This is a genomic window from Streptomyces sp. HUAS MG56, assembly GCF_058673395.1.
This window is the reverse complement of the sequence record NZ_CM178722.1, coordinates 3,196,999-3,221,779: the sequence shown is the minus strand read 5'-3', so window position 1 is coordinate 3,221,779 and position 24,781 is coordinate 3,196,999. Positions and strand designations below refer to the sequence as shown.

The 24,781-nt window shown below is 73.0% G+C and carries 22 protein-coding genes; 16 read left to right on the top strand and 6 right to left on the bottom strand.

Annotation, left to right across the window (positions count from 1 at the left end; all coding sequences use genetic code 11):
- Positions 1 to 2: 2 nt before the first annotated feature.
- A complete protein-coding gene (locus AC4OXY_RS15325) occupies positions 3 to 350 on the bottom strand; it encodes an SCP2 sterol-binding domain-containing protein (protein ID WP_356022660.1) in 348 nt (115 codons plus the stop codon).
- Between the two features lie 42 nt (positions 351 to 392).
- Between AC4OXY_RS15325 and AC4OXY_RS15320 the strand changes: the two genes are divergently transcribed.
- The 6 genes from AC4OXY_RS15320 to AC4OXY_RS15295 all read left to right on the top strand — a co-directional run bounded on the left by AC4OXY_RS15320 (position 393) and on the right by AC4OXY_RS15295 (position 6,416).
- Complete coding sequence (locus AC4OXY_RS15320) at positions 393 to 671, top strand: hypothetical protein (protein WP_402066951.1); 279 nt, start codon at positions 393 to 395, stop codon at positions 669 to 671.
- 34 nt (positions 672 to 705) lie between these two features.
- Positions 706 to 1,521: a TlyA family RNA methyltransferase gene (locus AC4OXY_RS15315; RefSeq protein ID WP_356022655.1), complete on the top strand. Its 816-nt coding sequence runs from the start codon at positions 706 to 708 to the stop codon at positions 1,519 to 1,521.
- Entirely contained in the window at positions 1,518 to 2,435 is a 918-nt protein-coding gene (locus AC4OXY_RS15310; protein ID WP_071375903.1) for an NAD kinase, read from the top strand. Before AC4OXY_RS15315 ends, AC4OXY_RS15310 begins: the two co-directional genes overlap by 4 nt.
- Positions 2,436 to 2,474: 39 nt before the next feature.
- The gene (gene recN / locus AC4OXY_RS15305) at positions 2,475 to 4,217 is read left to right on the top strand and encodes a DNA repair protein RecN (RefSeq protein WP_356022652.1); all 1,743 of its coding nucleotides are present in this window, start codon (positions 2,475 to 2,477) and stop codon (positions 4,215 to 4,217) included.
- Positions 4,214 to 4,987 (top strand): hypothetical protein, encoded by a 774-nt coding sequence (locus AC4OXY_RS15300; RefSeq protein WP_491994068.1) that lies wholly within the window; start codon positions 4,214 to 4,216, stop codon positions 4,985 to 4,987. The genes recN and AC4OXY_RS15300 overlap by 4 nt, the downstream gene beginning before the upstream one ends.
- A gap of 292 nt (positions 4,988 to 5,279) precedes the next feature.
- Complete coding sequence (locus AC4OXY_RS15295; RefSeq protein WP_491994067.1) at positions 5,280 to 6,416, top strand: glycosyltransferase family 4 protein; 1,137 nt, start codon at positions 5,280 to 5,282, stop codon at positions 6,414 to 6,416.
- A gap of 10 nt (positions 6,417 to 6,426) precedes the next feature.
- Here AC4OXY_RS15295 and AC4OXY_RS15290 read toward each other — a convergent pair whose 3' ends face one another.
- The 3 genes from AC4OXY_RS15290 to AC4OXY_RS15280 all read right to left on the bottom strand — a co-directional run bounded on the left by AC4OXY_RS15290 (position 6,427) and on the right by AC4OXY_RS15280 (position 11,340).
- Positions 6,427 to 8,073 (bottom strand): PucR family transcriptional regulator, encoded by a 1,647-nt coding sequence (locus AC4OXY_RS15290; RefSeq protein WP_356022645.1) that lies wholly within the window; start codon positions 8,071 to 8,073, stop codon positions 6,427 to 6,429.
- Between the two features lie 56 nt (positions 8,074 to 8,129).
- Entirely contained in the window at positions 8,130 to 9,461 is a 1,332-nt protein-coding gene (locus AC4OXY_RS15285) for an FAD-binding oxidoreductase (protein WP_362819328.1), read from the bottom strand.
- A gap of 76 nt (positions 9,462 to 9,537) precedes the next feature.
- Positions 9,538 to 11,340 (bottom strand): glycoside hydrolase family 15 protein, encoded by a 1,803-nt coding sequence (locus AC4OXY_RS15280; protein ID WP_356022698.1) that lies wholly within the window; start codon positions 11,338 to 11,340, stop codon positions 9,538 to 9,540.
- A 610-nt stretch (positions 11,341 to 11,950) separates the two neighbouring features.
- Between AC4OXY_RS15280 and pyrG the strand changes: the two genes are divergently transcribed.
- From pyrG to AC4OXY_RS15230, 10 genes are all read left to right on the top strand, one after another.
- Positions 11,951 to 13,600, top strand: coding sequence for a CTP synthase (gene pyrG, locus AC4OXY_RS15275; protein WP_071382327.1), 1,650 nt, complete (start codon positions 11,951 to 11,953; stop codon positions 13,598 to 13,600).
- An 83-nt stretch (positions 13,601 to 13,683) separates the two neighbouring features.
- Positions 13,684 to 14,310: an NUDIX domain-containing protein gene (locus tag AC4OXY_RS15270; RefSeq protein WP_356022640.1), complete on the top strand. Its 627-nt coding sequence runs from the start codon at positions 13,684 to 13,686 to the stop codon at positions 14,308 to 14,310.
- A 160-nt stretch (positions 14,311 to 14,470) separates the two neighbouring features.
- Entirely contained in the window at positions 14,471 to 16,549 is a 2,079-nt protein-coding gene (locus tag AC4OXY_RS15265; protein ID WP_356022637.1) for a tetratricopeptide repeat protein, read from the top strand.
- 138 nt (positions 16,550 to 16,687) lie between these two features.
- Positions 16,688 to 17,812, top strand: coding sequence for an alanine dehydrogenase (gene ald, locus AC4OXY_RS15260; protein WP_362819327.1), 1,125 nt, complete (start codon positions 16,688 to 16,690; stop codon positions 17,810 to 17,812).
- 388 nt (positions 17,813 to 18,200) lie between these two features.
- The gene (locus tag AC4OXY_RS15255; RefSeq protein WP_356022633.1) at positions 18,201 to 19,334 is read left to right on the top strand and encodes a ParA family protein; all 1,134 of its coding nucleotides are present in this window, start codon (positions 18,201 to 18,203) and stop codon (positions 19,332 to 19,334) included.
- A complete protein-coding gene (locus AC4OXY_RS15250; protein ID WP_356022631.1) occupies positions 19,319 to 19,864 on the top strand; it encodes a hypothetical protein in 546 nt (181 codons plus the stop codon). The genes AC4OXY_RS15255 and AC4OXY_RS15250 overlap by 16 nt, the downstream gene beginning before the upstream one ends.
- Before the next feature lie 18 nt (positions 19,865 to 19,882).
- Positions 19,883 to 20,911 carry a segregation and condensation protein A gene (locus AC4OXY_RS15245; RefSeq protein ID WP_491994066.1) on the top strand — a complete coding sequence of 343 codons (1,029 nt, stop codon included), beginning with the start codon at positions 19,883 to 19,885 and terminating at the stop codon, positions 20,909 to 20,911.
- Positions 20,908 to 21,558: an SMC-Scp complex subunit ScpB gene (gene scpB, locus AC4OXY_RS15240; RefSeq protein ID WP_356022626.1), complete on the top strand. Its 651-nt coding sequence runs from the start codon at positions 20,908 to 20,910 to the stop codon at positions 21,556 to 21,558. Before AC4OXY_RS15245 ends, scpB begins: the two co-directional genes overlap by 4 nt.
- A 12-nt stretch (positions 21,559 to 21,570) precedes the next feature.
- The gene (locus AC4OXY_RS15235; protein ID WP_356022623.1) at positions 21,571 to 22,644 is read left to right on the top strand and encodes a pseudouridine synthase; all 1,074 of its coding nucleotides are present in this window, start codon (positions 21,571 to 21,573) and stop codon (positions 22,642 to 22,644) included.
- A gap of 142 nt (positions 22,645 to 22,786) precedes the next feature.
- A complete protein-coding gene (locus AC4OXY_RS15230; RefSeq protein ID WP_356022620.1) occupies positions 22,787 to 23,539 on the top strand; it encodes a nucleotidyltransferase domain-containing protein in 753 nt (250 codons plus the stop codon).
- 9 nt (positions 23,540 to 23,548) lie between these two features.
- On the opposite strand, the gene AC4OXY_RS15225 is transcribed toward AC4OXY_RS15230, so the two are convergent.
- A complete protein-coding gene (locus AC4OXY_RS15225) occupies positions 23,549 to 24,241 on the bottom strand; it encodes a nucleotidyltransferase domain-containing protein (RefSeq protein WP_491994065.1) in 693 nt (230 codons plus the stop codon).
- Positions 24,242 to 24,263: 22 nt separating this feature from the next.
- Entirely contained in the window at positions 24,264 to 24,650 is a 387-nt protein-coding gene (locus AC4OXY_RS15220; protein WP_356022616.1) for a Rieske (2Fe-2S) protein, read from the bottom strand.
- Positions 24,651 to 24,781 lie beyond the last annotated feature (131 nt).

Sequence of the window (24,781 nt, the reverse complement as noted above, 5' to 3'; positions counted from 1 at the left end):
GGTCACAGCAGCTTTCTGAGCCGGAACAGGTCCAGCAGGCTCGCCTCCAGCCGCACCCGGCCGGTGCCCCAGGCGGTCGCGAAGTTCAGCTCGCCGCTCACCAGGTCCACCAGGTCGTCCCCGGCCATGGCGAGCCTGATCTGCGCCTTCTCCCGCGGCGGACCGGGGTGGGTGTCGTCCACCTCGATCCGGCCGCCGGTCAGCCGGCCGGTGAAGGTGACGTCCAGGTCGGTGATGTGGCAGCTCACCGAGCGGTCCAGGGCGGCGGCCGCCCGGACGTCGCCTTCGGCGCCCTGCATGTTGTCCGAAAGCTTTCCCAGTGCGGCGCGGCACGCCTCGATCGTGGCCATCGCCCCCGACGGTATACCAGCGGTTCGGGGTAGCGTCGGGGCATGAACGACTCGGTTCCGGAGACGGAGATCCCGGCGGACGCGCCGGAGGCGGAGGACGCGGCGCAGGAGTACGACCCCGCCGCGCCCGCCCCGCTGAACGTCCCGCGCACCCCCACCGGCAACGCCGAGGTCGACGCCCAGCTCGACCGGCTCGCCGACACCGACCACCTCGCCACCGACGGACACGTCGAGGTGTACGAGGATGTACATCGGGGGCTGCGCGACGCGCTCACCGCGCTCGACGCCCGCCCGGTACCTCAGGCGCCCCCACGGCCGTAGACAAAAGCAGACAAAAGCAGGAGCTGAACCGAACGTGGCAGGAGTCGCACGCCGTCGTCTGGACGCGGAGCTGGTCCGGCGGAAGCTCGCGCGCTCGCGCGAGCACGCCAGCCAGCTGATCACCGCCGGGCGGGTCACCGTCGGCAAGACCGTGGCGACCAAGCCGGCCACGCAGGTGGAGACGGCCGCGGCGATCGTCGTGCAGAGCGACGACAGCGACCCCGACTACGTCTCCCGGGGCGGCCACAAGCTCGCGGGCGCGCTGGCGGCCTTCGTGCCGCTGGGGCTCGTCGTCGAGGGCCGGCGCGCGCTGGACGCCGGCGCGTCCACCGGCGGCTTCACCGACGTGCTGCTGCGTGCGGGCGCCGCGCACGTCGTCGCCGTGGACGTCGGCTACGGACAGCTCGCCTGGTCTCTCCAGAACGATGAACGCGTCACCGTCAAGGACCGTACGAACGTAAGGGAGTTGACGCTCGACGCGATCGATGGGGAAGCTGTGGATCTTGTCGTGGGCGATCTGTCCTTCATCCCGCTCGGGCTGGTGCTGCCGGCCCTCAAGCGGTGTGTGAAGCCGGACGCCGACCTGGTGATGATGGTCAAGCCGCAGTTCGAAGTGGGGAAGGAACGGCTCGGCAGCGGGGGTGTCGTACGGAGTCCGCAGCTGCGGGCGGAGGCCGTGCGCGGGGTGGCCGAGAAGGCCTGGGAGCTGGGGCTCGGGGTGCGTGGTGTCACCGCGAGTCCGCTGCCGGGCCCCTCGGGCAACGTCGAGTACTTTCTCTGGCTGCGGTCCGGCGCCCCCCGCCTGGACCCGGCCGACGTCGACCGTGCAGTGGCGGAGGGGCCGCGTTGACACAGAACCTGGCGCGTACTGTTTTCCTGCTCGCCCACACCGGGCGGCCCGCGGCGATCCGCAGTGCGGAACTCGTCGTCAAGGGCCTGCTCCGGCATGACATCGGGGTGCGGGTGCTGGAGGAGGAGGCGTGCGACCTGCCGCTCCCCGAAGAGGTGGAGCTGGTCAAGGAGGCGACACCGGACTGCCTCGACGGGTGCGAGCTGCTGATCGTCCTCGGCGGTGACGGCACCCTGCTGCGGGGCGCCGAGTTCGCCCGCGCGTCCGGCGTGCCGATGCTCGGCGTCAACCTCGGGCGGGTGGGATTCCTCGCGGAGGCCGAGCGGGACGACCTCGACCGGGTGGTCGACCGGGTGGTGGCGCGGTCGTACGAGGTCGAGGAGCGGATGACCGTCGACGTCGTCGTGCACCGCAACGGGGACATCGTGCACACCGACTGGGCGCTGAACGAGGCGGCCGTGCAGAAGGCCGGCGCCGAGAAGCTGCTGGAAGTCGTGCTGGAGATCGACGGGCGGCCGGTGACGGGGTTCGGGTGCGACGGTGTCGTGCTGTCGACCCCGACCGGATCCACCGCGTACGCCTTCTCGGCCGGCGGGCCCGTGGTGTGGCCCGAGGTGGAGGCGCTGCTGATGGTGCCGATCAGCGCGCACGCGCTGTTCGCCAAGCCGCTCGTGACCTCGCCGGACTCCGTGCTCGCGGTGGAGGTGCTGCCGCACGTCCCGCCGGGTGTCCTGTGGTGCGACGGGCGGCGGACCGTCGAGCTGCCGCCCGGTGCGCGGGTGGAGGTGCGGCGGGGGGCGGTGCCGGTGCGGCTGGCCCGGTTGCACCATTCGTCGTTCACGGACCGGTTGGTCGCGAAGTTCGCGCTGCCGACCACGGGATGGCGAGGGGCTCCGCACCACTCGACGGAGTGAGAGGGGCGGCCTGTGTGCACTCCCCGCCCCGGACCTCGTATGGTCTGTTCCGTGTTGGAGGAGATGCGGATACGGTCGCTCGGGGTCATCGACGATGCCGTCGTCGAGTTGTCGCCGGGGTTCACCGCGGTCACCGGTGAGACGGGTGCGGGCAAGACCATGGTGGTCACGAGCCTGGGGCTGCTGCTCGGTGGCCGGGCGGATCCGGCGCTCGTGCGGATCGGCGCCGGGAAGGCGGTCGTGGAGGGGCGGATCACCGTCCCCGCGGGCGCGCCCGTCGTCGTACGCGCCGAGGAGGCCGGTGCCGAGCTGGACGACGGCGCGCTCCTGATCAGCCGTACCGTCTCCGCCGAGGGCCGCTCACGCGCGCACGTGGGCGGCCGCAGCGTACCCGTCGGGCTGCTTGCCGACCTGGCCGACGAGCTGGTGGCCGTGCACGGGCAGACCGACCAGCAGGGCCTGCTGAAGCTGACCCGGCAGCGGCAGGCCCTGGACCGGTATGCGGGCGACGCCGTCGCCGTGCCGCTGGCGAAGTACGCCGAGGCCTACCGGCGGCTGCGGGCGGTCTCCGCCGAGCTGGAGGAGATCACCACGCGCGCGCGTGAGCGGGCGCAGGAGGCCGACATGCTGCGCTACGGCCTCGACGAGATCGCCGGGGTCGAACCGCGGGCCGGGGAGGACGTCGAACTGGCCGAGGAGGCCGAGCGGCTGGGGCACGCCGAGGCGCTGTCGTCCGCCGCGACGGCCGCGCACGCCGCTCTCGCGGGCAACCCGGAGGACCCCGAGGGGATCGACGCCTCGACGCTCGTGGCGGGCGCCCACCGGGCCCTGGAGGCCGTCCGGTCCCACGACGCGGCGCTGGCCGCGCTGGCCGGCCGGATCGGGGAGATCGGGATCCTGCTCGGCGACGTCGCCGGCGAACTGGCCGGGTACGCCGACGACCTCGACGCCGATCCGCTGCGGCTGGCGGCGGTGGAGGAGCGCAGGGCCGCGCTGACGGCGTTGACGCGCAAGTACGGCGACGACGTCAACGCGGTGCTGGCGTGGGCCGAGCGGAGCGCCGCCCGGCTGACCGAGCTGGACGGCGACGACGAGCGGATCGGGGAGCTGACCGCCGAGCGGGACGCGCTCCGCACCGAACTGGGCGGCCTCGCACAGGCGTTGACGGACGCGCGCACGGAGGCCGCCGCGCGGTTCGCCGCCGCCGTGACCACCGAGCTGGCCTCGCTGGCGATGCCCCACGCGCGTGTGTCCTTCGACATCCGGCAGACCGAGGACCCGGACGGCGTCGAGGTCGGCGGCCGTACGGTCGCCTGCGGCCCCTCGGGCGCGGACGAGGTCGAGCTGCTGCTCGCCCCGCACCCCGGCGCCCCGCCGCGGCCCATCGCCAAGGGCGCCTCCGGCGGTGAGCTGTCCCGGGTGATGCTCGCCGTCGAGGTCGTCTTCGCGGGTACCGACCCCGTGCCGACGTACCTCTTCGACGAGGTCGACGCGGGTGTCGGCGGCAAGGCCGCGGTCGAGATCGGGCGGCGCCTGGCGAAGCTCGCGAAGACCGCGCAGGTCGTCGTGGTCACCCACCTGCCCCAGGTCGCCGCCTTCGCCGACCGGCAGTTGCTGGTCGAGAAGACCAACGACGGCTCGGTCACCCGGTCCGGCGTGAAGGTGCTGGAGGGCGAGGAGCGGGTCCGGGAGCTGTCCCGGATGCTGGCCGGCCAGGAGGACTCCGAGACGGCCCGCGCCCACGCCGAGGAACTGCTGGCGACGGCCCGGGCGGACGCGTGAGCGGCCGGACGGCCACCTTCACCGCCCTGGCGGGCTCCGGCGCGCTCGCCGCCGCCGTCACCCGCGCCGGCACGGCCGCCCTGCGCCTGGGCGCGCCGGGCACGCGCGCGCGTTGGGAGCGGAAGAACCACGCCGGGCGGACCGTCGAGCTGTACGCCGGGCCCGCCTCGGCCGTCGGTACGGCGCTCGCCGCCGCCCGTGTGCACCCGGCCGCCGGGGCCGCCGTACTCGCCGCCGGCGCCTGCGGGGCCTACGACGATGTCGCCGCTCACCTCTCCGGGGACACCCGGCGCGGCTTCCGCGCGCACCTCGGCGCGCTGCGGAACGGCGAGGTCACCAGCGGGGCCGTGAAGCTGTTCGGGATCTCGGCCGCCGGGCTGGCCGCCGGCGCGCTGCTGAAGGAGCGGGCGCTGGACAAGCTGCTCGCCGGGATCGTGATCGCCGGTACGGCACACTTCGTCAATCTCGTCGACGTACGGCCCGGGCGGGCCGCCTGCGCCGTGCTCGCGCTCGGCGCGCCCGGGCTGCTGCGCACCGGGCCCGGGGCCGAGTTGTCGGCCGCCGCGATGGGCGCGGCCGCCGCCGTGCTCCCGGAGGACCTGGGGGAGCGCGCGATGCTCGGTGACACGGGGGCGCACGCCCTCGGTGCCACGCTGGGGGCGGCCATCGCGGCGGGCAACCGGCGCGCGGGACTGCTCGCGCACGCCATCGCGGTCGTGGCCGCCGCGGCGTACGGCGATCGGGTGACCGCCGCGGCGCGCTCGCTGTGACCGTCTGACCTCGGCGGACGGGGGCGCGCGTCGTTCGCCCGCGCCAGGCATTCCTTCACCCGTGTGGGTGACGTGCGCCGGCGCATTGCCCCGGCCCGCGGCAGCGTGCGCCCGCCCGGGTTTCCCGCAACGGCCCTACGCCCTGGCATGCTTGGCGGAGAACGGGGGCGGGCGGCGGCCCGGACGGGCCCGCGCGGGAGGCGCGCGGGGTATGTCCTTCCGCTCCCTTGCGCCCGCTACTTTCTGTACGTTTCCTCGTGACCGCCCACGTCGAACCAGGAGCCTCGGCCACGTGAGCCCCCTGAGCAGCAACGCGCCGCACGGTCAGTCGACGCTGCGCACCGTGCAGGTGCTGGGCGGAGGCAACGCCGGCAGCAGCGCCCATGTGCGCTCCCTGGCCGCGGGGCTCGTGGCACGGGGCGTGCGGGTCACCGTGTGCGCCCCTGTCGAGGCCGACCGCGCCTACGACTTCACCGGCGCCGGTGCCGAGCACGTGCACGTGCCGCGCAGCAGCGACCCCGTCTCCGTGGCCGCGCTCCGGGCGGCCTGCTCGGGCGCCGACCTGGTGCACGCGCACGGACTGCACGCCTCCTTCCGGACCGTGCTCGCGCTCAGCGGCCGGCGCACCCCGCTCGTGGTCACCTGGCACGACCGGGCCCGCGCGGAAGGGCCGCGGTCCCAACTGCTGAAGGTGCTGGAGCGGCGCGTGGTCCGCACCGCGACCGTGGTCCTCGGCGCCAGCTCCGACCTGGTGGAGCGGGCCCGGCGGACCGGGGCGCGGGACGCGCGGCTGGCCGCCGTCGGCCTGCCCGGACAGCGCACGCCCGTCGACCGCGACGACCCCGACCGGCTGCGGGCGAAGATCCGCGCCGAACTCGGCGCCGGATCGGGCCCGTTGCTCATCGCCGTCGGCTCCCTCGACCGCCACCGCGGCTACGACGTCCTGCTCGACGCCGCCCGCGCCTGGCGGGACCTGGACCCCACCCCGCTGGTCGTGATCGCGGGGGAGGGGCCGCTGCGCCCGCACCTGGCGCGCCGGATCGAGGACGAGGAGCTGCCCGTGCGGCTCATCGGCCGCCGCGAGGACGTGCCCGAACTGCTCGCCGCCGCCGATCTGACGCTCCTGACGAGCAGTTGGGAGTCGCGCTCGGTCCTCGCCCAGGAGGCGCTGTACGCGCGCGTTCCCCTCGTCGCGACCCGGGTCGGCGGCATCCCCGACCTCGTCGGCGACGCGGCCGCCCTCGTCCCGTACGGCGACGCGGAGGCGCTCGCCGACACCGTCGTACGCCTCCTCGATGACCCCGAGCGCTGCCAGGAGCTGCGCGAGGCGGGGGTGCGGCAGACCGCCGGCTGGCCGACCGAGGACGAGACGGTCGCCCAAGTGCTCAGTGTCTACGACGAGTTGACGCAGCACCGGCCGCTGGCCTGAGCGGGGCCCGCTAGGGCGCGTGGCGGCGCGCACGCAGCGCGAGGCTCAACGCCAGTACCGTCTGCGGGTCGTCGAGGTCGGTGCCCAGCAACTCCCCGATGCGGGCGAGGCGGTTGTAGAGGGTCTGCCGGTTCAGATGCAGTTCGCGGGCCGTCTCCGCCTTGCGGCCGGCGTGCGCCAGATACGTCTCCAGGGTCGGCAGCAGCGGCGGCCTGGAGCGGCGGTCGTGCTCGCGCAGCGGGCCGATCGCGCGGTCCACGAACGCGGCGAGGTCCGGGTGGTCGCGCAGCCGCCACAGCAGCAGGTCGATGTCCAGGCGCCGGGCGTCGTACCAGGGCCGGTCGGTCAGGCCCTGCGCGGCCGTCGCCGTCTCCGCCGCGTGCCGCAGTCCCGCCGAGGCGGCCGCCCAGCCGCCCGCCGCGGCGACGACCACGACCGGCGGCGGCGAGCCCGGCCGCCGCATCCCGGCCCGCTCCACCCCCGCCCGGAGGGCCGCCGCCACCCGGTCCGCGACCGCGGCCCGCTCCGGCTCCGCGCGCAGGCCCAGCAGCACCAGCACCCGGCCCTCCACCGGCCGTACCCCCAGCAGCACCGGCACCCCCACCGCCGCCAGTTCCTCGGACACCGCCCGCGCCAGCACCGCCCAACCCCCGCCCGGGGAAAGGGAGTCGCCGATCCGCATCACCACGGGCAGCAGCGGGCTCTCGCCGGGCTTGAAGCCGAGCACCCGGGCCTGCGCCGGGGCGTCCTGCGCCGAGATCCGGCCCTCGGCGAGATCGGTGAGGAAGTCACCGCGCCCCCGCGCCGCCAGCTCCTCCTCCTGCCGGGCCTGCATCAGCACCACGGCCAGGATGCCCGCGGCCCGCTCGGCGGCCATCCGGTGCACCGGAGCCAGCGGCGAGCACACCGGCAGCAGCACCAGGCGGGCGCGGACGGAACCCGCCGTCCCCGGTCCGCCGCCGGGCACGTCCACCAGCACCGAACCGGCGGGCGGCGGCGCGTCCTTGTGCGGGCCGCGCAGCCCCTCCCACACCTGGAGCGGATCCGCGCCCTCGGGCCCCTCCCCGGCGGCGTACAGCAGCCGCCCGTCGGGCGTCTCCAGGAACACCGGGTTGCCGCCGAAGCCGGCCAGGATGCCCAGCACCTGCGGCACCCCGCCACCGCCGAGCAGCGCCTCGGTACAGCGCCGGTGCACCTCCTCGGCCCGCTGGAGCAGCGCGTAGTGGCCGTTGACGATCTCGGTGTGGATCTCCTCTGTCACCGTCACGAACGGCACCTCGCGGTGCAGCTGGACCAGCGGCAGCCCGGCGGTCCGCGCGGTGTCCACCAGCGCGGCGGGCAGCCGTGTGAAGCGCGGGCCCAGCTCCACCACCAGGGCGGCGATCCCGCGCTCGGCGAGGGTGCGCACGAACGCCCGCTGCTCGGCCGGGCGGGTGCCGAGGCCGTAGCCGGTGGTGAGGAGCAGCTCGCCGCCCTTGAGCAGCGAGGCGATGTTCGGCACCTCGCCCGCGTGCACCCAGCGCACCGGGCGCCCCAGCCGGTCGGCACCCGCCAGGATCTCGGGCAGTCCGCTGCGCAGGCCGGGCAGCTCCAGGGCCCGCTGCACGGTGATCCCGGCGCCCTGGGTGTCGAGTCGGTGGTCGGTGCGGCTGTCCATGCAGCGGACGCTACCTGCGCGAACGCCCTTCGGGACAGCTTCGGGACGGCTTCGGGTCACACCGGTTCGACGGTGTGGCCGAAGCGGAAGACGTTGTCCGGGTCGTAGCGCCGCTTCACCTTCTCCAGCCGCAGCAGGTTCCCGGCGCCGAGGCCCGCCCGCAGCCGCTCGGGGCCCTCGTCGCCGACGAGGCCGAGACAGACCGCACCGGTGCTCCAGGGCCGTACGTCGGCGCACGCGTCCCGCACCCAGGCCGTCGCACGCTCGTCGTCGGCGGGGTCCGCCCAGCCGGCGAAGGGGTGCAGCAGCCAGGACGCGTCCCGGTACGGCACCGGGTAGGTGCGCGGGCCGGCGGCGATCGCGCCGCCGAGCGGGACGAGCGCGAGCCGGTGCGCGCCCGGCACCGGCAGGTCCGCCGCGCGGGCGCAGAAGGCGTCCACCGCCGCGTCGGGCAGCGCGTCCAGGCACTGCGCCGACCAGTGGGCGCGCATTCCCCACGGCGGGTAGGGCAGGGCGTCCGGCTCCGTCTCGTGCGGCAGCGCGAGCAGCGGCCCGGCGAGCTCACGCAGGCCGCTCTCGCCGCCCACGTACGTCAGCAGGGCGCAGCACCCCGGCGCGGACCGCGCCCGCGCACCGGTCAGGTACAGCACGGCTCCGCCCACCTCGTCCGGACCGGTACGGATGACCTCGCGGAAGGCGCGGACCACGTCCGGGCCGGCCTGCGGCGGGTACCGCAGCAGCGCGACCGCGTACCGCGGCAGTTCGTGCAGCTCCAGCGTGAGCGCCGTCGCCACGCCGAAACCGCCGCCCCCGCCGTGCAGCGCCCAGAACAGCTCGGGGTTCTCGTCCGCGCTCGCGTGCACCCGCTCGGCGTCGGCCGTCACCAGCTCCACCGCGATGAGGTCGTCGACGGCCAGGCCGAAGGCACGGTCCAGGCGGCCGGTACCGCCGCCGAGGACGAAGCCGGCGACTCCGGCACCCGGCACATGGCACCCCGTGGCCACGAGTCCGTGGGGCCGGCTCGCCCGGTCCAGGTCGCGCGTCGTGGCTCCGCCCGCGACCCGGACCGCCTCGTCCGCCGGGTCGACGGTGACCGTGCGCATCCGGCTCAGATCCACCAGGAGCGCCCCGTCGACCGGGCCGCCCGCCAGGCCGTGCCCGCCGCCGCGCACCGCGATGCGCAGGTCCAGATCGCGTGCGAAGCGCACCGCGCGGACGACGTCGGCCGTGTCCGCGCACCGCGCGATCACGGCCGGGCGCCGGTCGATCCGTGCGTCGAAGACGGCCCGGGCCCCGTCGTAACCGGGATCCCCCGGGGCGAACACGTCGCCGGCCAGATCCTCGCGCAGCACGGCCAGGGCCGCCCGCGCCTTCGAGAGGGAAGCCATGGCCGACCGCCCCCTTTCCGGAAAGGGGGGATGCGTTCGGTTTTCAGCCTAGGCGGGGCCGGTCACCGGGTCGCGCTCAGCCTCCGTACGCCCCCGAAGCCGTCAACCGCAGTGCCGTGTCGATCAGCGGCACGTGGCTGAAGGCCTGCGGGAAGTTGCCGACCTGGCGCTGCAGGCGCGGGTCCCACTCCTCGGCGAGCAGGCCGAGGTCGTTGCGCAGCGCGAGGAGCTTCTCGAACAGCTTGCGGGCCTCGTCGACGCGGCCGATCATCGCCAGGTCGTCGGCCATCCAGAACGAGCAGGCCAGGAAGGCGCCCTCGTCGCCGGGCAGGCCGTCGACGCCCTCGTCGCCGCCCGAGGTCGGGTAGCGCAGGATGAACCCGTCCGGGGTGGACAGCTCGCGCTGGATCGCCTCGATCGTGCCGATCACCCGCTTGTCGTCCGGCGGCAGGAAGCCCATCTGCGGGATCAGCAGCAGCGAGGCGTCCAGCTCCTGGGAGCCGTAGGACTGCGTGAAGGTGTTGCGCTCCTTGTCGTAGCCCTTCTCGCACACGTCCCGGTGGATGTCGTCGCGCAGTTCCTTCCAGCGCTCCAGCGGGCCGTCCGCGTCGCCGGACTCGATCAGCTTGATCGTGCGGTCGACGGCGACCCAGGCCATCACCTTGGAGTGCACGAAGTGCCGGCGCGGGCCGCGCACCTCCCAGATGCCCTCGTCCGGCTCCTGCCAGTGGTCCTCCAGGTAGCGGATGAGCTTCAGCTGGAGCAGCGAGGCGTAGTCGTTGCGGGCCAGACCCGTCATGTGGGCCAGGTGCAGGGCCTCGGTGACCTCGCCGTACACGTCCAGCTGGAGCTGGTGCGCCGCGCCGTTGCCGACCCGGACCGGGGCGGACTTCTCGTAGCCGGGCAGCCAGTCCAGCTCGGCCTCGCCGAGCTCGCGCTCACCGGCGATGCCGTACATGATCTGCAGGTTCTCCGGGTCGCCCGCGACCGCGCGCAGCAGCCACTCGCGCCAGGCGCGGGCCTCCTCGCGGTAGCCGGTGCGCAGCAGCGACGACAGGGTGATCGCGGCGTCGCGCAGCCAGGTGTAGCGGTAGTCCCAGTTGCGCACGCCGCCGATGTCCTCGGGCAGGGAGGTCGTCGGGGCCGCGACGATGCCGCCGGTCGGGGCGTACGTCAGCGCCTTCAGCGTGATCAGGGAGCGGATCACCGCTTCGCGGTACGGCCCGTGGTACGTGCAGTGGTCCACCCACTCGCGCCAGAACTCCTCCGCCGCCTCCAGCGACGTCTCCGGCTCCGGCAGCGGCGGCGGCTCCCGGTGCGAGGGCTGCCACGAGATGGTGAAGGCGATCCGGTCACCGGGGGCGACCGTGAAGTCGGCGTACGTCGTCAGCGACTTTCCGTAGGTCTCCGCCTCGGTGTCGAACCACACCGAGTCCGGGCCCGCGACGGCCACCGTACGGCCCTCGTTCCTGTGCACCCAGGGCACCACCCGGCCGTAGGAGAACCGCATCCGCAGGGCGGAGCGCATCGGCACCCGGCCGGTGACGCCCTCGACGATCCGGATCAGCTGCGGCGCGCCGTCACGCGGCGGCATGAAGTCGGTCACGCGCACGGTGCCCCGCGGGGTGTCCCACTCGGACTCCAGGATCAGCGAGTCGCCGCGGTAGCCGCGCCGGGCGGCGACCGGCGGCGTCGCGTCGGCCGCGTGCGCCGGGCCGAGCCGCCAGAAGCCGTGCTCCTCGGTGCCCAGCAGGCCGGCGAAGATGGCATGCGAGTCGAAGCGGGGCAGGCACAGCCAGTCCACCGTGCCGTCCCGGCAGACCAGTGCCGCGGTCTGCATGTCTCCGATGAGTGCGTAGTCTTCGATGCGCCCGGCCACGTGCAACTCCAGTCGAACGGCCACGTCACGCCCCCGCGCAGGGGGCTGTCGCTGATGCGGTCAAGGGGTCGTTGTTGTGCGTCGTTGAGCGGTGAAGCAAAGCAGCCCGCCGAGCCCTGAGGCAAAACGACGGTCCTTGCTCAACGAACTGCCGCGCGCTCGTTGTTCCGGTGGATATCGGCGGGGGTGTGCCGTCGTTCCGGCCTGGCTCGGCAGCGAATGTCCGAGCAGGATACGACGCAGCCAGATGATCTGCGTGCCGCTCCGGGCAACCCGTGTGGGCCGAACGAGTGAGCAGCGGGTGATGACGATGTGACCGGCACGTTTTTGTGGTGACACGTGTGGCGGACGTGGTGGAGACCCGTCGGCCGGCCCCGTGCGGGCACCCGCGGCGGGCCGGGCCGTGTCCGCGCCGGTGCGGAGCGTGGCCGGAAGCCATCTCCTCCGGGCGCTGATACCCTGGTAGCCCGTGGACCGGTGGGACCCGAAGGAAGACAGACGGGCTCCCCCGAACCGCAGCGGCGGCGCCCCCACCCGGAAGCACAGCGATGTCCGGGCCCGGCAGCCGCACCGCACGAAAGCCAGCGACCACGGGAGCCCCCTCTTGGCCATGCCGCCGAAATCCACGACGACCAAGCACATCTTCGTCACCGGGGGTGTCGCCTCCTCGCTCGGCAAGGGCCTCACCGCCTCCAGCCTGGGCATGCTGCTCAAGGCCCGCGGGCTGCGCGTCGTGATGCAGAAGCTGGATCCGTATCTGAACGTCGATCCGGGCACGATGAACCCCTTCCAGCACGGTGAGGTCTTCGTCACCAACGACGGTGCCGAGACCGACCTCGACATCGGACACTACGAGCGGTTCCTGGACCGTGACTTGGACGGCACCGCCAACGTCACTACAGGCCAGGTCTACTCCACCGTGATCGCCAAGGAGCGCCGCGGCGAGTACCTCGGTGACACCGTGCAGGTCATCCCGCACATCACCAACGAGATCAAGCACCGCATCCGGCGCATGGCGACGGACGAGGTCGACGTCGTCATCACCGAGGTCGGCGGCACCGTCGGCGACATCGAGTCCCTGCCCTTCCTGGAGACCGTCCGCCAGGTCCGCCACGAGGTCGGCCGCGACAACGTCTTCGTGGTCCACATCTCGCTGCTGCCCTACATCGGCCCCTCGGGCGAGCTGAAGACCAAGCCCACCCAGCACTCCGTGGCCGCGCTGCGCAACATCGGCATCCAGCCCGACGCGATCGTGCTGCGCTGCGACCGCGAGGTCCCCACCGCCATCAAGCGCAAGATCTCCCTGATGTGCGACGTGGACGAGGCCGCCGTCGTGGCCTGCCCCGACGCCCGCTCCATCTACGACATCCCGAAGGTCGTGCACACCGAGGGCCTGGACGCCTACGTCGTGCGCAAGCTCGACCTGCCCTTCCGTGACGTGGACTGGACGACCTGGGACGACCTGCTGGACCGCGTCCACAACCCCGACCACGAGATCACCCTCGCCCTGGTCGGCAAGTACATCGACCTGCCCGACGCCTATCTGTCGGTCACCGAGGCCCTGCGCGCCGGCGGCTTCGCCAACAAGGCCCGCGTGAAGATCAAGTGGGTCACCTCCGACGACTGCAAGACCCCGGCCGGCGCCAAGGCCCAGCTCGGAGACGTCGACGGCATCTGCATCCCCGGCGGCTTCGGCGACCGCGGTGTGCTCGGCAAGGTCGGCGCGATCAGGTTCGCCCGCGAGAACAGGATCCCGCTGCTCGGCCTGTGCCTGGGCCTGCAGTGCATCGTGATCGAGGCCGCCCGCAACCTGGCCGACATCCCCGACGCCAACTCCACCGAGTTCGACCCCGCCACCGCCCACCCGGTCATCTCCACCATGGCCGAGCAGATGGACATCGTCGCCGGCGAGGGCGACATGGGCGGCACCATGCGGCTCGGCATGTACCCGGCCAAGCTGGCCGAGGGCTCCATCGTGCGCGAGGTCTACGACGGCAAGGAGTACGTCGAGGAGCGCCACCGCCACCGCTACGAGGTCAACAACGCCTACCGCGCGGAACTGGAGAAGAAGGCCGGGATCCTGTTCTCCGGCACGTCGCCGGACGGCAAGCTCGTCGAGTACGTCGAGTACCCCCGTGACGCGCACCCCTACCTGGTCGCCACCCAGGCGCACCCGGAGCTGCGGTCCCGGCCGACGCGCCCGCACCCGCTCTTCGCCGGGCTGGTGAAGGCCGCGGTCGAGCGGAAGATCGCGAAGTAGCACAGGAGCTGTACGGTGGCCGGGGCGCGTGTGTCCAGCACGCTCGCGCCCCGGCCGCCGGCGCATGTGGGGAAGGACAGGGCATGACGATCAAGGACAGTCCCGAGGAGTGGGAGATCCGGGCGACGGACACCCCCTTCGTGGGCAACAAGACCTCCGTGCGCACGGACGACGTGGTCATGCCCGACGGCTCGGTCGTCCGCCGTGACTACCAGGTCCACCCCGGATCGGTCGCCGTCCTCGCCCTGGACGAGGAGGACCGGGTCCTGCTGATCAACCAGTACCGCCACCCCGTGCGGCACAAGCTGTGGGAGATCCCGGCCGGCCTGCTCGACGTCCCCGGCGAGAACCCGCTGCACGCGGCCCAGCGCGAGCTGTACGAGGAGGCGCACGTCAAGGCCGAGGACTGGCGGGTGCTGACCGACGTGTACACCACCCCCGGCGGCTGCGACGAGGCCGTACGGGTCTTCCTCGCGCGGGAGCTGGCGGAGGCCGAGGGCGAGCGGTTCGAGACCGAGCACGAGGAGACCGACATGGAGTACGCGCGCGTGCCGGTCGACGAGCTGGTGCGCCGTGTCCTGGCCGGCGACGTGCACAACAACTGCCTGGTCGTGGGCGTGCTCTCGCTGGTGGCGGCCCGCGGCGGCGACGGTCTCGACGCCCTGCGCCCGGCCGACGCCCCCTGGCCCGCCCGGCCCTTCACCTCCTGAGCCACCCGTTCGGCTCGGTGGTGTGACGATCGCCTGATCCGATCGAGCGATCTGTGCGCCGCGCTCCTCACCGCACGTCAGAGAGCGTGAACTAGGCTTTTCACGCCTGTCTCGGAAGATCCGGCGGGCTTGCGCGTGCGGTGGGACGGGAGTGTGGCCCGTGACGGATCAGGCGGTGGACGCAGGCGGCGTGGGGCGACCGGCGCACGAGGTCACGGAAGACTATTTCCTGGGGCGCACACGGGAGTTGAAGGAGCTGCGCGCCGACATCGAGCGCGCGGGCCTGGACACCCTCGCCGGCCGCAAGGCCCCTCGCGCGCGCGTGCTCCTGATCGCGGGCCGCCCCGGCTCGGGCCGGACCGCGCTCGCCGAGAAACTCGTCCGCCAGATCGCCCGCCGCTACCCCGACGGGGTGCTGCGCGCCCGGCTCGGCGAGCCCGACGGCACCCCCGTCCCGGTCGAGCGCACCGCCCGCGACCTGCTCGCCGCGCTGGACCGGCCGGCCCCGCCCGGCGCCGCCGAGGACGAGCTGACCGAGGCGCTGCGCACCGCCCTCACCGACCGGCGCACCCTGCTGCTCCTGGACGACGCGGCCGGCGCCGAGCAGGTCGACGCGCTGCTGCCGGACTCCCCGGACTGCCTGGTCGTGGCCGTCTCCCAGGGCCCGCTCACCGGCATCGCGGACGTCCGCCCCTGCACCGTCGGCGGCCTCGACACCAAGTCCGCGGTGGAACTGCTCACCCGCTACACCGGCGCGGTCCGCATCACCGTCGACCCGCGCGCCGCCGAGAGCCTCGCCGAGGCCTGCCAGGGCCACCCGGCCGCGCTGGTGCTGGCCGGCGGCTGGCTCGCCGCCCGACCCCAGGCCGCCGTCTCCGACCTGGCCAAACGGCTGCACGCCGGCGCCGACGACGCCATGGACGCCAGCCCGCCCGCCCGGGTCCTGCGGCTTGTGTACGACGAGCTGTCCGCCCCGGCCGCCCGGATCCTGCGGCTGCTCGCGCTCGCCCCGGCCGGCCTGGCCGACCCGCACACCGCCTCCGCGCTCGCGGGCTGCTCGGTCGGCGCCGCCCGCGCCGTCCTGGACGACCTCGTCGCCCTCGGCCTGCTGCGCGCGGCGGACTCGCCGCTGCCGCAGTACGAGGTCCCCGGCTGGCTGCACCCGCTGCTGTGGGCCCTCGCCCGGAGCCAGGAGCGGCCCGCGGAGCTCCAGCTGGCCCGGGCCCGGATGCTGGAGCGGACGGTACGGCTGCTCCAGGCGTGCCGGGCGATCACCGAGACGGACAGCGCGCAGGCCCGCGAGAAGCTGAACGCCATGCCCCGCGAGGTGCGCTTCCCCAACCCCCGGGCCGCCGCCGACTGGCTGCGCATCCGCCGGCCCGCCCTGCTCGCCTCCGCCCGGCTCGCGGTGGCCGACGGCGAGCTGGACACGCTCGCCCGGCGGCTGATGTCCCAGCTGGTCAGGGCCCTGGTGGCGCACGAGGGCACCCAGGCCGCCGCGGCCGACCTGTACGGCCTGCACAGCCTCGTCCTCGATGTCGCCGAGCGGCGCGGGCTGCCCCGGGAGAAGGCCGCCGCGCTGCTGAACCTGGGCGACGTGGACGCGCAGACCGGCCGCACCCGGGACGCGCTGGCCCGCTACCGGCTGGCGCTGGCGGCCGGACGCGAAGCGAACGACCCGTACGCGACCGGCCGCGCGATGGAATCCGTAGGCGGGGCGTACCAGGAGCTGGGGGACCACGACCGGGCCGCCGACTGGTTCGGCCGGGCCCTGGCCGAGCGGCTGGCCCGGGGCGAGCGCGAGCAGGCCGCCCGGCTGTACGGCCGGATCGCCACCGCCCACACCTACGCGGGCCGCTACGGCGAGGGTCTCAGGAACTGGCGGGCGGCCGTCGCCGGGTACCGCAAGGGCGGTGATGTCGCCGCCCACGCACGGGCGTTGAGCGAGCTGGCCCGGGTGCAGGAGTACGCCGGACGCTTCGAGGAATCGCTGCGCACCTGCCAGGAGGCGGCGGAGTGGGCGCGCCGCGCCGAGGACGTCCGGCTGCAGGCCGCGCTCCAGCTCCGGCTCGCCGACACGCTGGAGCATCTCGGCGACCCCACGGCCGCCCGACTGCACCGCGCGGCGGCCGAGCGCATGCTGGGTGAGGAGGCCCCGCAGGACGGCACCGAGGACGACACAAGGGCGGAACAGGACAGGAACGCCTGCGAAATCCGTAGTCCATCCAGTGAAGATTGATGCAATGAAAGGCTAGACACGCAGAACACCTTCATTAAACTGGCTCTGCCGCACGTTCTCCTGCGGTGTCTCCCGGTGTGCCCCCGCATGCCTGGGTATGTCTTGTAACGCCCCCCCATACCCTCTGAGCCAAGGACCGTGATCGACGTGAAGGTCGGCATCCCCCGCGAGGTCAAGAACAACGAGTTCCGGGTGGCCATCACCCCCGCCGGTGTGCACGAGCTGGTGCGCAACGGCCACCAGGTCGTCATCGAGCGGGGTGCCGGCCTCGGCTCCTCGATCACGGACGAGGAGTACGTCTCCGCAGGTGCCGCGATCCTCGACACCGCCGACGAGGTCTGGGCCGCCGCCGAGCTGCTGCTGAAGGTCAAGGAGCCCATCGCGGAGGAGTACCACCGCCTGCGCAAGGACCAGATCCTCTTCACCTACCTGCACCTGGCCGCCTCCAAGGAGTGCACGGACGCGCTCGTCGAGTCCGGCACCACGGCCATCGCCTACGAGACGGTCGAGCTGCCGAACCGCGCGCTGCCGCTGCTCGCCCCGATGTCCGAGGTCGCGGGCCGCCTCGCCCCGCAGGTCGGCGCCTACCACCTGATGGCCCCGAACGCCGGCCGCGGTGTGCTCCCCGGCGGCGTCCCGGGCGTGACCCCGGCCAAGGCCGTCGTCATCGGCGGCGGTGTCTCGGGCTGGAACGCCACGCAGGTCGCCGTCGGCATGGGCTTCGACGTGACCCTGCTCGACCGCGACATCAACAAGCTGCGCGAGGCCGACAAGGTCTTCGGCACCAAGGTGAAGGCGATCATGTCCAACGCCTTCGAGCTGGAGAAGGCCGTCCTGGACGCCGACCTCGTCATCGGCGCCGTCCTCATCCCGGGCGCCAAGGCCCCGAAGCTCGTCACCAACGAGCTGGTGGCCCGCATGAAGCCCGGAAGTGTTCTTGTCGACATCGCGATCGACCAGGGCGGCTGCTTCGAGGACTCCCACCCGACGACCCACGCCGAGCCGACCTTCAAGGTGCACAACTCGGTCTTCTACTGCGTCGCCAACATGCCCGGCGCGGTGCCCAACACCTCCACCAACGCCCTCACCAACGCGACGCTGCCGTACATCGTCTCGCTCGCGAACAACGGCTGGGTCGAGGCGCTGCGCCGCGACGCCGCGCTCGCCAAGGGTCTCAACACCCATGACGGCAAGGTCGTTTACAAGGAGGTCGCGGACGCCCACGGCCTGGAGCACGTCGAGCTGGCCTCGCTGCTCGGCTAAGTCACCTTTTCGTAAAGGCGATACGTCAACAAGGCGTGTCAACGGCACGCACCCGGCCGGACCTTGCCCGACAAGGTCCGGCCGGATGTGTGTATGGTCACTTTGCGGCTCTCGGTCAACTCGCCTCGAACGTAACCCTTCGACCGATTCGTACACCGGTGAAACCTGCTGTGCGACGGCCGTACGCCCTTGACAGCGAGATGTTTCATTGCCGACACATCGTGCCGGGTCCGGCGGATTGTGTTGCTGCGGACCGCCGACACGCCATAGAGTCGCCAACCGTCGGCATGGTGCCACGCTGACCTTGTCTAGAAGTTCCCTGGTCACCAAGGAGGTAAGACGACTTGTGAATGAGTCGACATTTTCTCCCGGGGGTGGTCAACCAGGAATGCCGGCACAGGGCCAGGGGCCCACGGGATTCGAGGCTGTCGGCTCCGTCGCAGTGCGCACCTTCGCAGCCCACCAGAGTCCGGTTCCGCAGGTGACCCGGAGAGCACACCAGAGCATGGATGGCCATCACGTGAACGCCATGGCCGGCGACGGAAGTGGCGCGCCCCACAACCACCTCGCCGACTACGACGAAGTGCCCGAGGGGCACTTCTACGACCCCGACGCCGAGTACGAGCCCGATCCGGAGTACGCGGCCACGCTCGCGCCCGACGCGGCCCGCCAGCGCCGTGAGCGCGTCGGTCCGACCGGACGCCCGCTGCCGTACTTCCCGATCCCGGGCCCGCTGACCGACCACGGCCCCGCGAAGATCATCGCGATGTGCAACCAGAAGGGCGGCGTCGGCAAGACGACGTCGACCATCAACCTGGGTGCCGCGCTCGCGGAGTACGGCCGGCGCGTGCTGCTCGTGGACTTCGACCCGCAGGGCGCGCTGTCGGTGGGACTCGGCGTCAATCCGATGGAGCTGGACCTGACCGTCTACAACCTGCTCATGGAGCGGGGCATGTCGGCGGACGAGGTCCTGCTGAAGACGGCGGTCCCCAACATGGACCTGCTGCCCTCCAACATCGACCTGTCGGCCGCAGAGGTCCAGCTGGTCTCCGAGGTCGCCCGCGAGTCCACGCTCCAGCGCGCCCTGAAGCCGCTGATGGACGACTACGACTACATCGTGATCGACTGTCAGCCCTCGCTCGGCCTGCTCACCGTGAACGCCCTGACGGCCGCTCACAAGGTGATCGTGCCGCTGGAGTGCGAGTTCTTCGCCCTGCGCGGTGTGGCCCTGCTGACCGAGACCATCGAGAAGGTCCAGGAGCGGCTCAACCCCGACCTGGAGCTGGACGGCATCCTGGCCACGATGTACGACTCGCGCACGGTCCACAGCCGCGAGGTCCTGGCCCGGGTGGTCGAGGCGTTCGACGACCACGTCTACCACACGGTCATCGGCCGCACGGTCCGCTTCCCGGAGACCACGGTCGCCGGTGAGCCGATCACCACCTACGCCTCCAACTCCGTCGGTGCCGCCGCCTATCGCCAACTCGCCAGGGAGGTGCTCGCCCGGTGTCACGCCGAGTGAGTCTGCCCGGGGCCGACGAACTCTTCCGTACGACAGGGGGGACGGCGCTTCAGCCGTCGACTCCCCGCCGCCCAGCGAACGGTGAGGCCCGGGTGCCGTCCCCCGCGGCGGAGAGCGACGACGTCGCCGCCGAGGACGCACCGCAGTCGGTGCCGGTCCAGGGCGGTGACGGCGAGGGCGCGGAGCACGTCGCCGCGGAGGTCGAACGGGGCGAGTCCGGCGAGTCCCGCACCCGGCCGGCGCGACGGCAGGGCACGCAGGAAGGTTCTGCCGACGCCCAGCCGCGCAAGCGGGGGCGGGCGCCGAACCGGCGGCCCAGCGGACGCGAGCGGCACGACGAGAAGATCACGGTGTACGTGTCCGCCGAGGAACTGATGGACCTGGAGCACGCCCGCCTGGTGCTCCGCGGCGAGCACGGGCTGGCGGTGGACCGCGGGCGCATCGTCCGCGAGGCGGTGGCCGTGGTCCTGGCCGACCTGGAATCCCGCGGGGACGCGAGCATCCTCGTACGACGGCTGCGGGGACGGTAGGGGTAGCCTGCGGGGGCCATGACCTCGCCCGACGTTCCCGCCCCCGCGTCCGCCTCCGGCCCGGCCGCCGGACGGCGGCGTGTGCTGGGACGCGGGCCGGGTGCCGCACCGGCCGAGCACACCGAGCCGATCGCGGCACCGCCGGAGGACCACCCGGACACTCACCCGGACGCGTCGGTGCAGGTCGCCCCGCCGCCGACCTCCCCGCCACCGGCGCCGGCACCCGAAGAAGCCCCTGACGGCGTCTTCAAGGTCCGCCTCGCCAACTTCGAGGGCCCCTTCGACCTCCTCCTCCAGCTCATCTCCAAGCACAAGCTGGACGTCACCGAGGTCGCCCTGTCGAAGGTCACCGACGAGTTCATGGCGCACATCCGCGCCATGGGGCCGGACTGGGACCTGGACCAGACGACCGAGTTCCTCGTCGTGGCGGCCACGCTGCTCGATCTGAAGGCGGCCCGGCTGCTGCCCGCCGCCGAGGTCGAGGACGAGGGCGACCTGGCGCTGCTGGAGGCCCGGGACCTGCTGTTCGCGCGGCTGCTCCAGTACCGCGCCTACAAGCGGATCGCGGACATCTTCAACGCGCGCCTCGACGAGGAGGCCCGCCGGTACCCCCGTACCGTCGGCCTGGAACCCCAGTACGCCGAGCTGCTGCCCGAGGTCGTCATCAGCATCGGCCCCGAGGGCTTCGCCAGGCTCGCGGTCAAGGCGATGCAGCCGAAGCCCAAGCCGCAGGTCTACGTCGACCACATCCACGCACCGCTGGTCAGCGTGCAGGAGCAGGCCCGGATCGTGGTCGCCCGGCTGCGGGAGCTGGGCGAGGCCGGCTTCCGGACCCTGGTCGAGGACACCGACGACACCCTCACCGTCGTCGCCCGCTTCCTCGCCCTGCTGGAGCTGTACCGCGAGAAGGCCGTCGCCCTGGAGCAGGAGACCGCGCTCGGGGAGCTGATCGTGCGCTGGACCGGCGGGGACACCGACACGGCGCCGATGGTCACCGACGAGTTCGACCGGCGGCCCGAGCCGCCCGAGGAGGAGAAGAAGGCATGAGCGAGGAGACCGCCGAGGTCCCGGCCGGGCTGCGGACCGTCGCCGACCTCGGCCTCAAACCCGCCCTGGAGGCCATGCTCATGGTCGTCGACGAGCCCGCGACCGAGGAGCACCTGGCGAAGCTGCTGGAGCGGCCGCGACGGCAGATCGCCGACGCGCTCCGGGAGCTGGCCGACGAGTACGACGTCCAGGGGCGCGGCTTCGAGCTGCGGTTCGTCGCGGGCGGCTGGCGCTTCTCCACGCGCGCGGAGTACGCGCCGGCCGTCGAGCGGCTCGTCCTGGACGGCCAGACCGCCCGGCTCACCCAGGCTGCGCTGGAGACCCTCGCGGTCGTCGCCTACCGCCAGCCGGTCAGCCGCAGCCGCGTCTCCGCCGTCCGCGGGGTCAACTGCGACGGTGTGATGCGCACCCTGCTCCAGCGCGGTCTGGTCGAGGAGGCGGGCGCGGAACCCGAAACAGGTGCGATCCTGTACAGGACGACGAACTACTTCCTGGAGCGGATGGGCCTGCGCGGCCTGGACGAGCTTCCGGAGCTCGCGCCCTTCCTCCCGGAGGCGGAGGCGATCGAGGCCGAGACCCAGGAGGGAGTCCCGTCGTTCGACCCGGACGCGCCCGACGCGCCCGGCGTAGAGGACGCAGACGACTAAGACGGAACTTTGATGCGAAGCAGCGGCAGCGGCAAGAGTGGCGGGCAGGGCGGGCGCGGTAACCACCGCGGCGCCGGCAACAACCGGGACGAGCGGCAGGGGCAGGGCCGTCCCCGCAAGCCCCGCCCCGAGGAGCGCCGCTACGACGTGGGCCCCGGCGCCTCCCAGGAGGGCCCCAAGTCCGGGCGCGGCGGCGCGGCCCGCGGCGGTGCCAAGGGCGGCCCGAAGAAGGCCCAGCCGCAGCGCGGCCGTACGGCGCCCGGCACCTCCCGTGAGTACGAGGCGCGGGCCGAGGAGCGCAACCGCGAGCGGTACGCGGGCAAGAAGGACGTCAAGCCGCCCAAGACCTTCCCGGGCGCCGAGCAGGAGGGCGAGCGGCTGCAGAAGGTCCTCGCGCGTGCGGGCTACGGCTCCCGGCGGGCCTGCGAGGAGCTGATCGAGCAGGCGCGCGTCGAGGTCAACGGCGAGATCGTGCTGGAGCAGGGCAAGCGGGTCGACCCCGAGAAGGACGAGGTCAGGGTCGACGGCCTGACGGTCGCGACGCAGTCGTACCAGTTCTTCTCGCTCAACAAGCCCGCCGGTGTCGTCTCCACCATGGAGGACCCGGAGGGACGCCAGTGCCTCGGCGACTACGTCACCAACCGTGAGACGCGGCTCTTCCACGTCGGCCGGCTGGACACCGAGACCGAGGGTGTCATCCTGCTCACCAACCACGGCGAGCTGGCGCACCGTCTCACGCACCCGAAGTACGGCGTGAAGAAGACCTACCTCGCCGCCATCGTGGGCCCGATCCCGCGCGACCTGGGCAAGCGCCTGAAGGACGGCATCCAGCTGGAGGACGGCTACGCGCGCGCGGACCACTTCCGGGTCGTGGAGCAGACCGGCAAGAACTACCTGGTCGAGGTCGTCCTGCACGAGGGCCGCAAGCACATCGTGCGCCGCATGCTGGCCGAGGCCGGCTTCCCGGTCGAGAAGCTCGTGCGCACCGCCTTCGGCCCGATCACCCTGGGCGACCAGAAGTCGGGCTGGCTGCGCCGGCTGTCCAACACCGAGGTCGGCATGCTGATGAAGGAAGTCGACCTCTAGGCCGACCCCGCAATCGCCCTGCCATGACCTGACCACCGCCCCCGTCCGCCGTCACAGTGACGGCCGGCGGGGGCGGCGGTGGTCGTGGGTCCGAACCGAGGCGGCCTGTCGGAGCCGGGAGCGCTCTGGGACGCTTGAGTCCATGATCGAAGACCTCGACCTCGACCTCGCGCCCGTGGTCGCGGAACAGCCCGACCCGGTGCTGTTCGCGACCGTCTCCGGAGCCCATCTCTACGGCTTCCCCTCGCAGGACTCCGACGTGGACCTGCGCGGCGTCCATCTGCTCCCCGTCGCCGACCTCGTCGGCCTGCGCGAGCCGGCGGAGACCCGCTCGCGGGCCTGGGTGCGCTACGGCGTCGAGCTGGACCTCGTCACCCACGACCTGCGCAAGTTCGTACGGCTGATGCTCCGCCGCAACGGCTATGTGCTGGAGCAGCTGCTCTCGCCCCTGGTCGTGCACACCGGCGACCCGCACCGGGAGCTGGCCGCGCTGGCGCCCGCCGTCCTCACCAGCCACCACGCCCACCACTACCGGGGGTTCGCGGTGACCCAGTGGCGGCTGTTCGAGAAGACCGGCGAACTCAAGCCGCTGCTCTACACGTTCCGCGTGCTGCTCACCGGCATCCACCTCATGCGCAGCGGCCGGGTCCAGGCCCATCTGCCCACCCTGCTGGACGAGATCGACGCGCCCGGCTATCTGCCCGAGCTGATAGCCGCCAAGCGGGAACGGGAGCACGGGAAGGCCGAAGACATCGCGCACGCGCGCGTGGAGGCCGATGTGGAGCGGCTGCACGCCGTCCTCGACGAGGTCCAGGCCACCTCGGCCCTCCCCGACGCGCACGACGCCCACGACGCCCTGCACGACTTCGTGATCCGCGTGCGACTGGAGAGCTGACCGCACCCCCTAGGGCAGTCCGGTGAGTGCGGAGGCGCGGCGGGTGCGGAAGAGGAAGTCGGACACCCGGGCGCCGTCCGGCTCCGCAGGCAGCGGCGTGCGGAGCAGGGCCTCTTCCGTCTCCGCCGCCAGCCGGGCCATCCGGGCCTCGACCTCCGGCCAGGGGACCTCGCCGCGCCTGACCGCGAGCAGCGCCTCGCGCCGCTCGCCGACGTCGATGCGCAGCTCGCCGGTGCGCAGCAGGTCCCGCGCGCTCGTCAGCAGCCGCAGCAGATGCATGGCGTGCTTCCAGCGCGGAGCGCCCGTCGTGCGCACGTCGGCGTCGAGCTTCCTGCGCTGGCCGAGGGCGTAGCGCGTGAAGGTGTCGTACGCCCGGCGGGAGAGGAAGGCGCCGCGCAGGGACAGCAGCTCCCGGCCGGTGTCGTCCACGTGCTCCACCAGCGGGGAGTGCAGGCACTCCAGGATGTTCGGGTTGCCGCGCAGCGCCAGCTCGCAGAACCGCTCCAGCTCCCAGGAGAACTGCTCCTCGCCCGGCCCCTCGACATGCGTCGGCGGCTTCTCGAACCGCCAGAACAGGGGGGTGGGGGCGAGGAACACCCCCTGCCGGTCGGTGTCGCTCGCGTCCGTGGCCAGGCCGAAGGCGCGGGAACCCATGACACAGGCGTAGATCGTGTGCTCGCGCACGAGGTCGGTCGGCCGCATGCCCGGAGCGTACGCGGGCCCCTCACGTCAGACGGATCGAATTTCCGCTCACCTTGATCGACTTCGGCGGCAGCGGCCTCTTCGCGGGGCCGTGGGCCACCGTGCCGTCGGCGATGTGGAACCTGCTGCCGTGGCACGGGCAGTCGATGGTGCCGTCGGCGACCCGGCTCACCGTGCAGCCCAGGTGCGTGCAGATCGCCGAGAAGGCCTTGAAGTCGCCCTTGGCCGGCTGTGTGACGACGACCTTCTGCTCCTTGAAGATCTTGCCGCCGCCCTCCGGGATCTCACCGGTGTCGCCCAGCGTCCGGCCACCGCTCCCGGAGCTCTTGCCGCCGCAGGCCACGAGGGGCACGGTCAGTACCGCCGCCCCCGTCACCAGAACCGTGCGCCGCTTCGCACCCTCGGCCATGCCGCCCTCCGTACCGACGTCGGAACCGGGATATCCCGGACGCTTCGCATCGTCTCAGTGATCGGGCGCCGCGCGCTGGGCCCGCACGGGCTGACTACGCTGGACGGACCAACAACAGATCCGCATGTCAG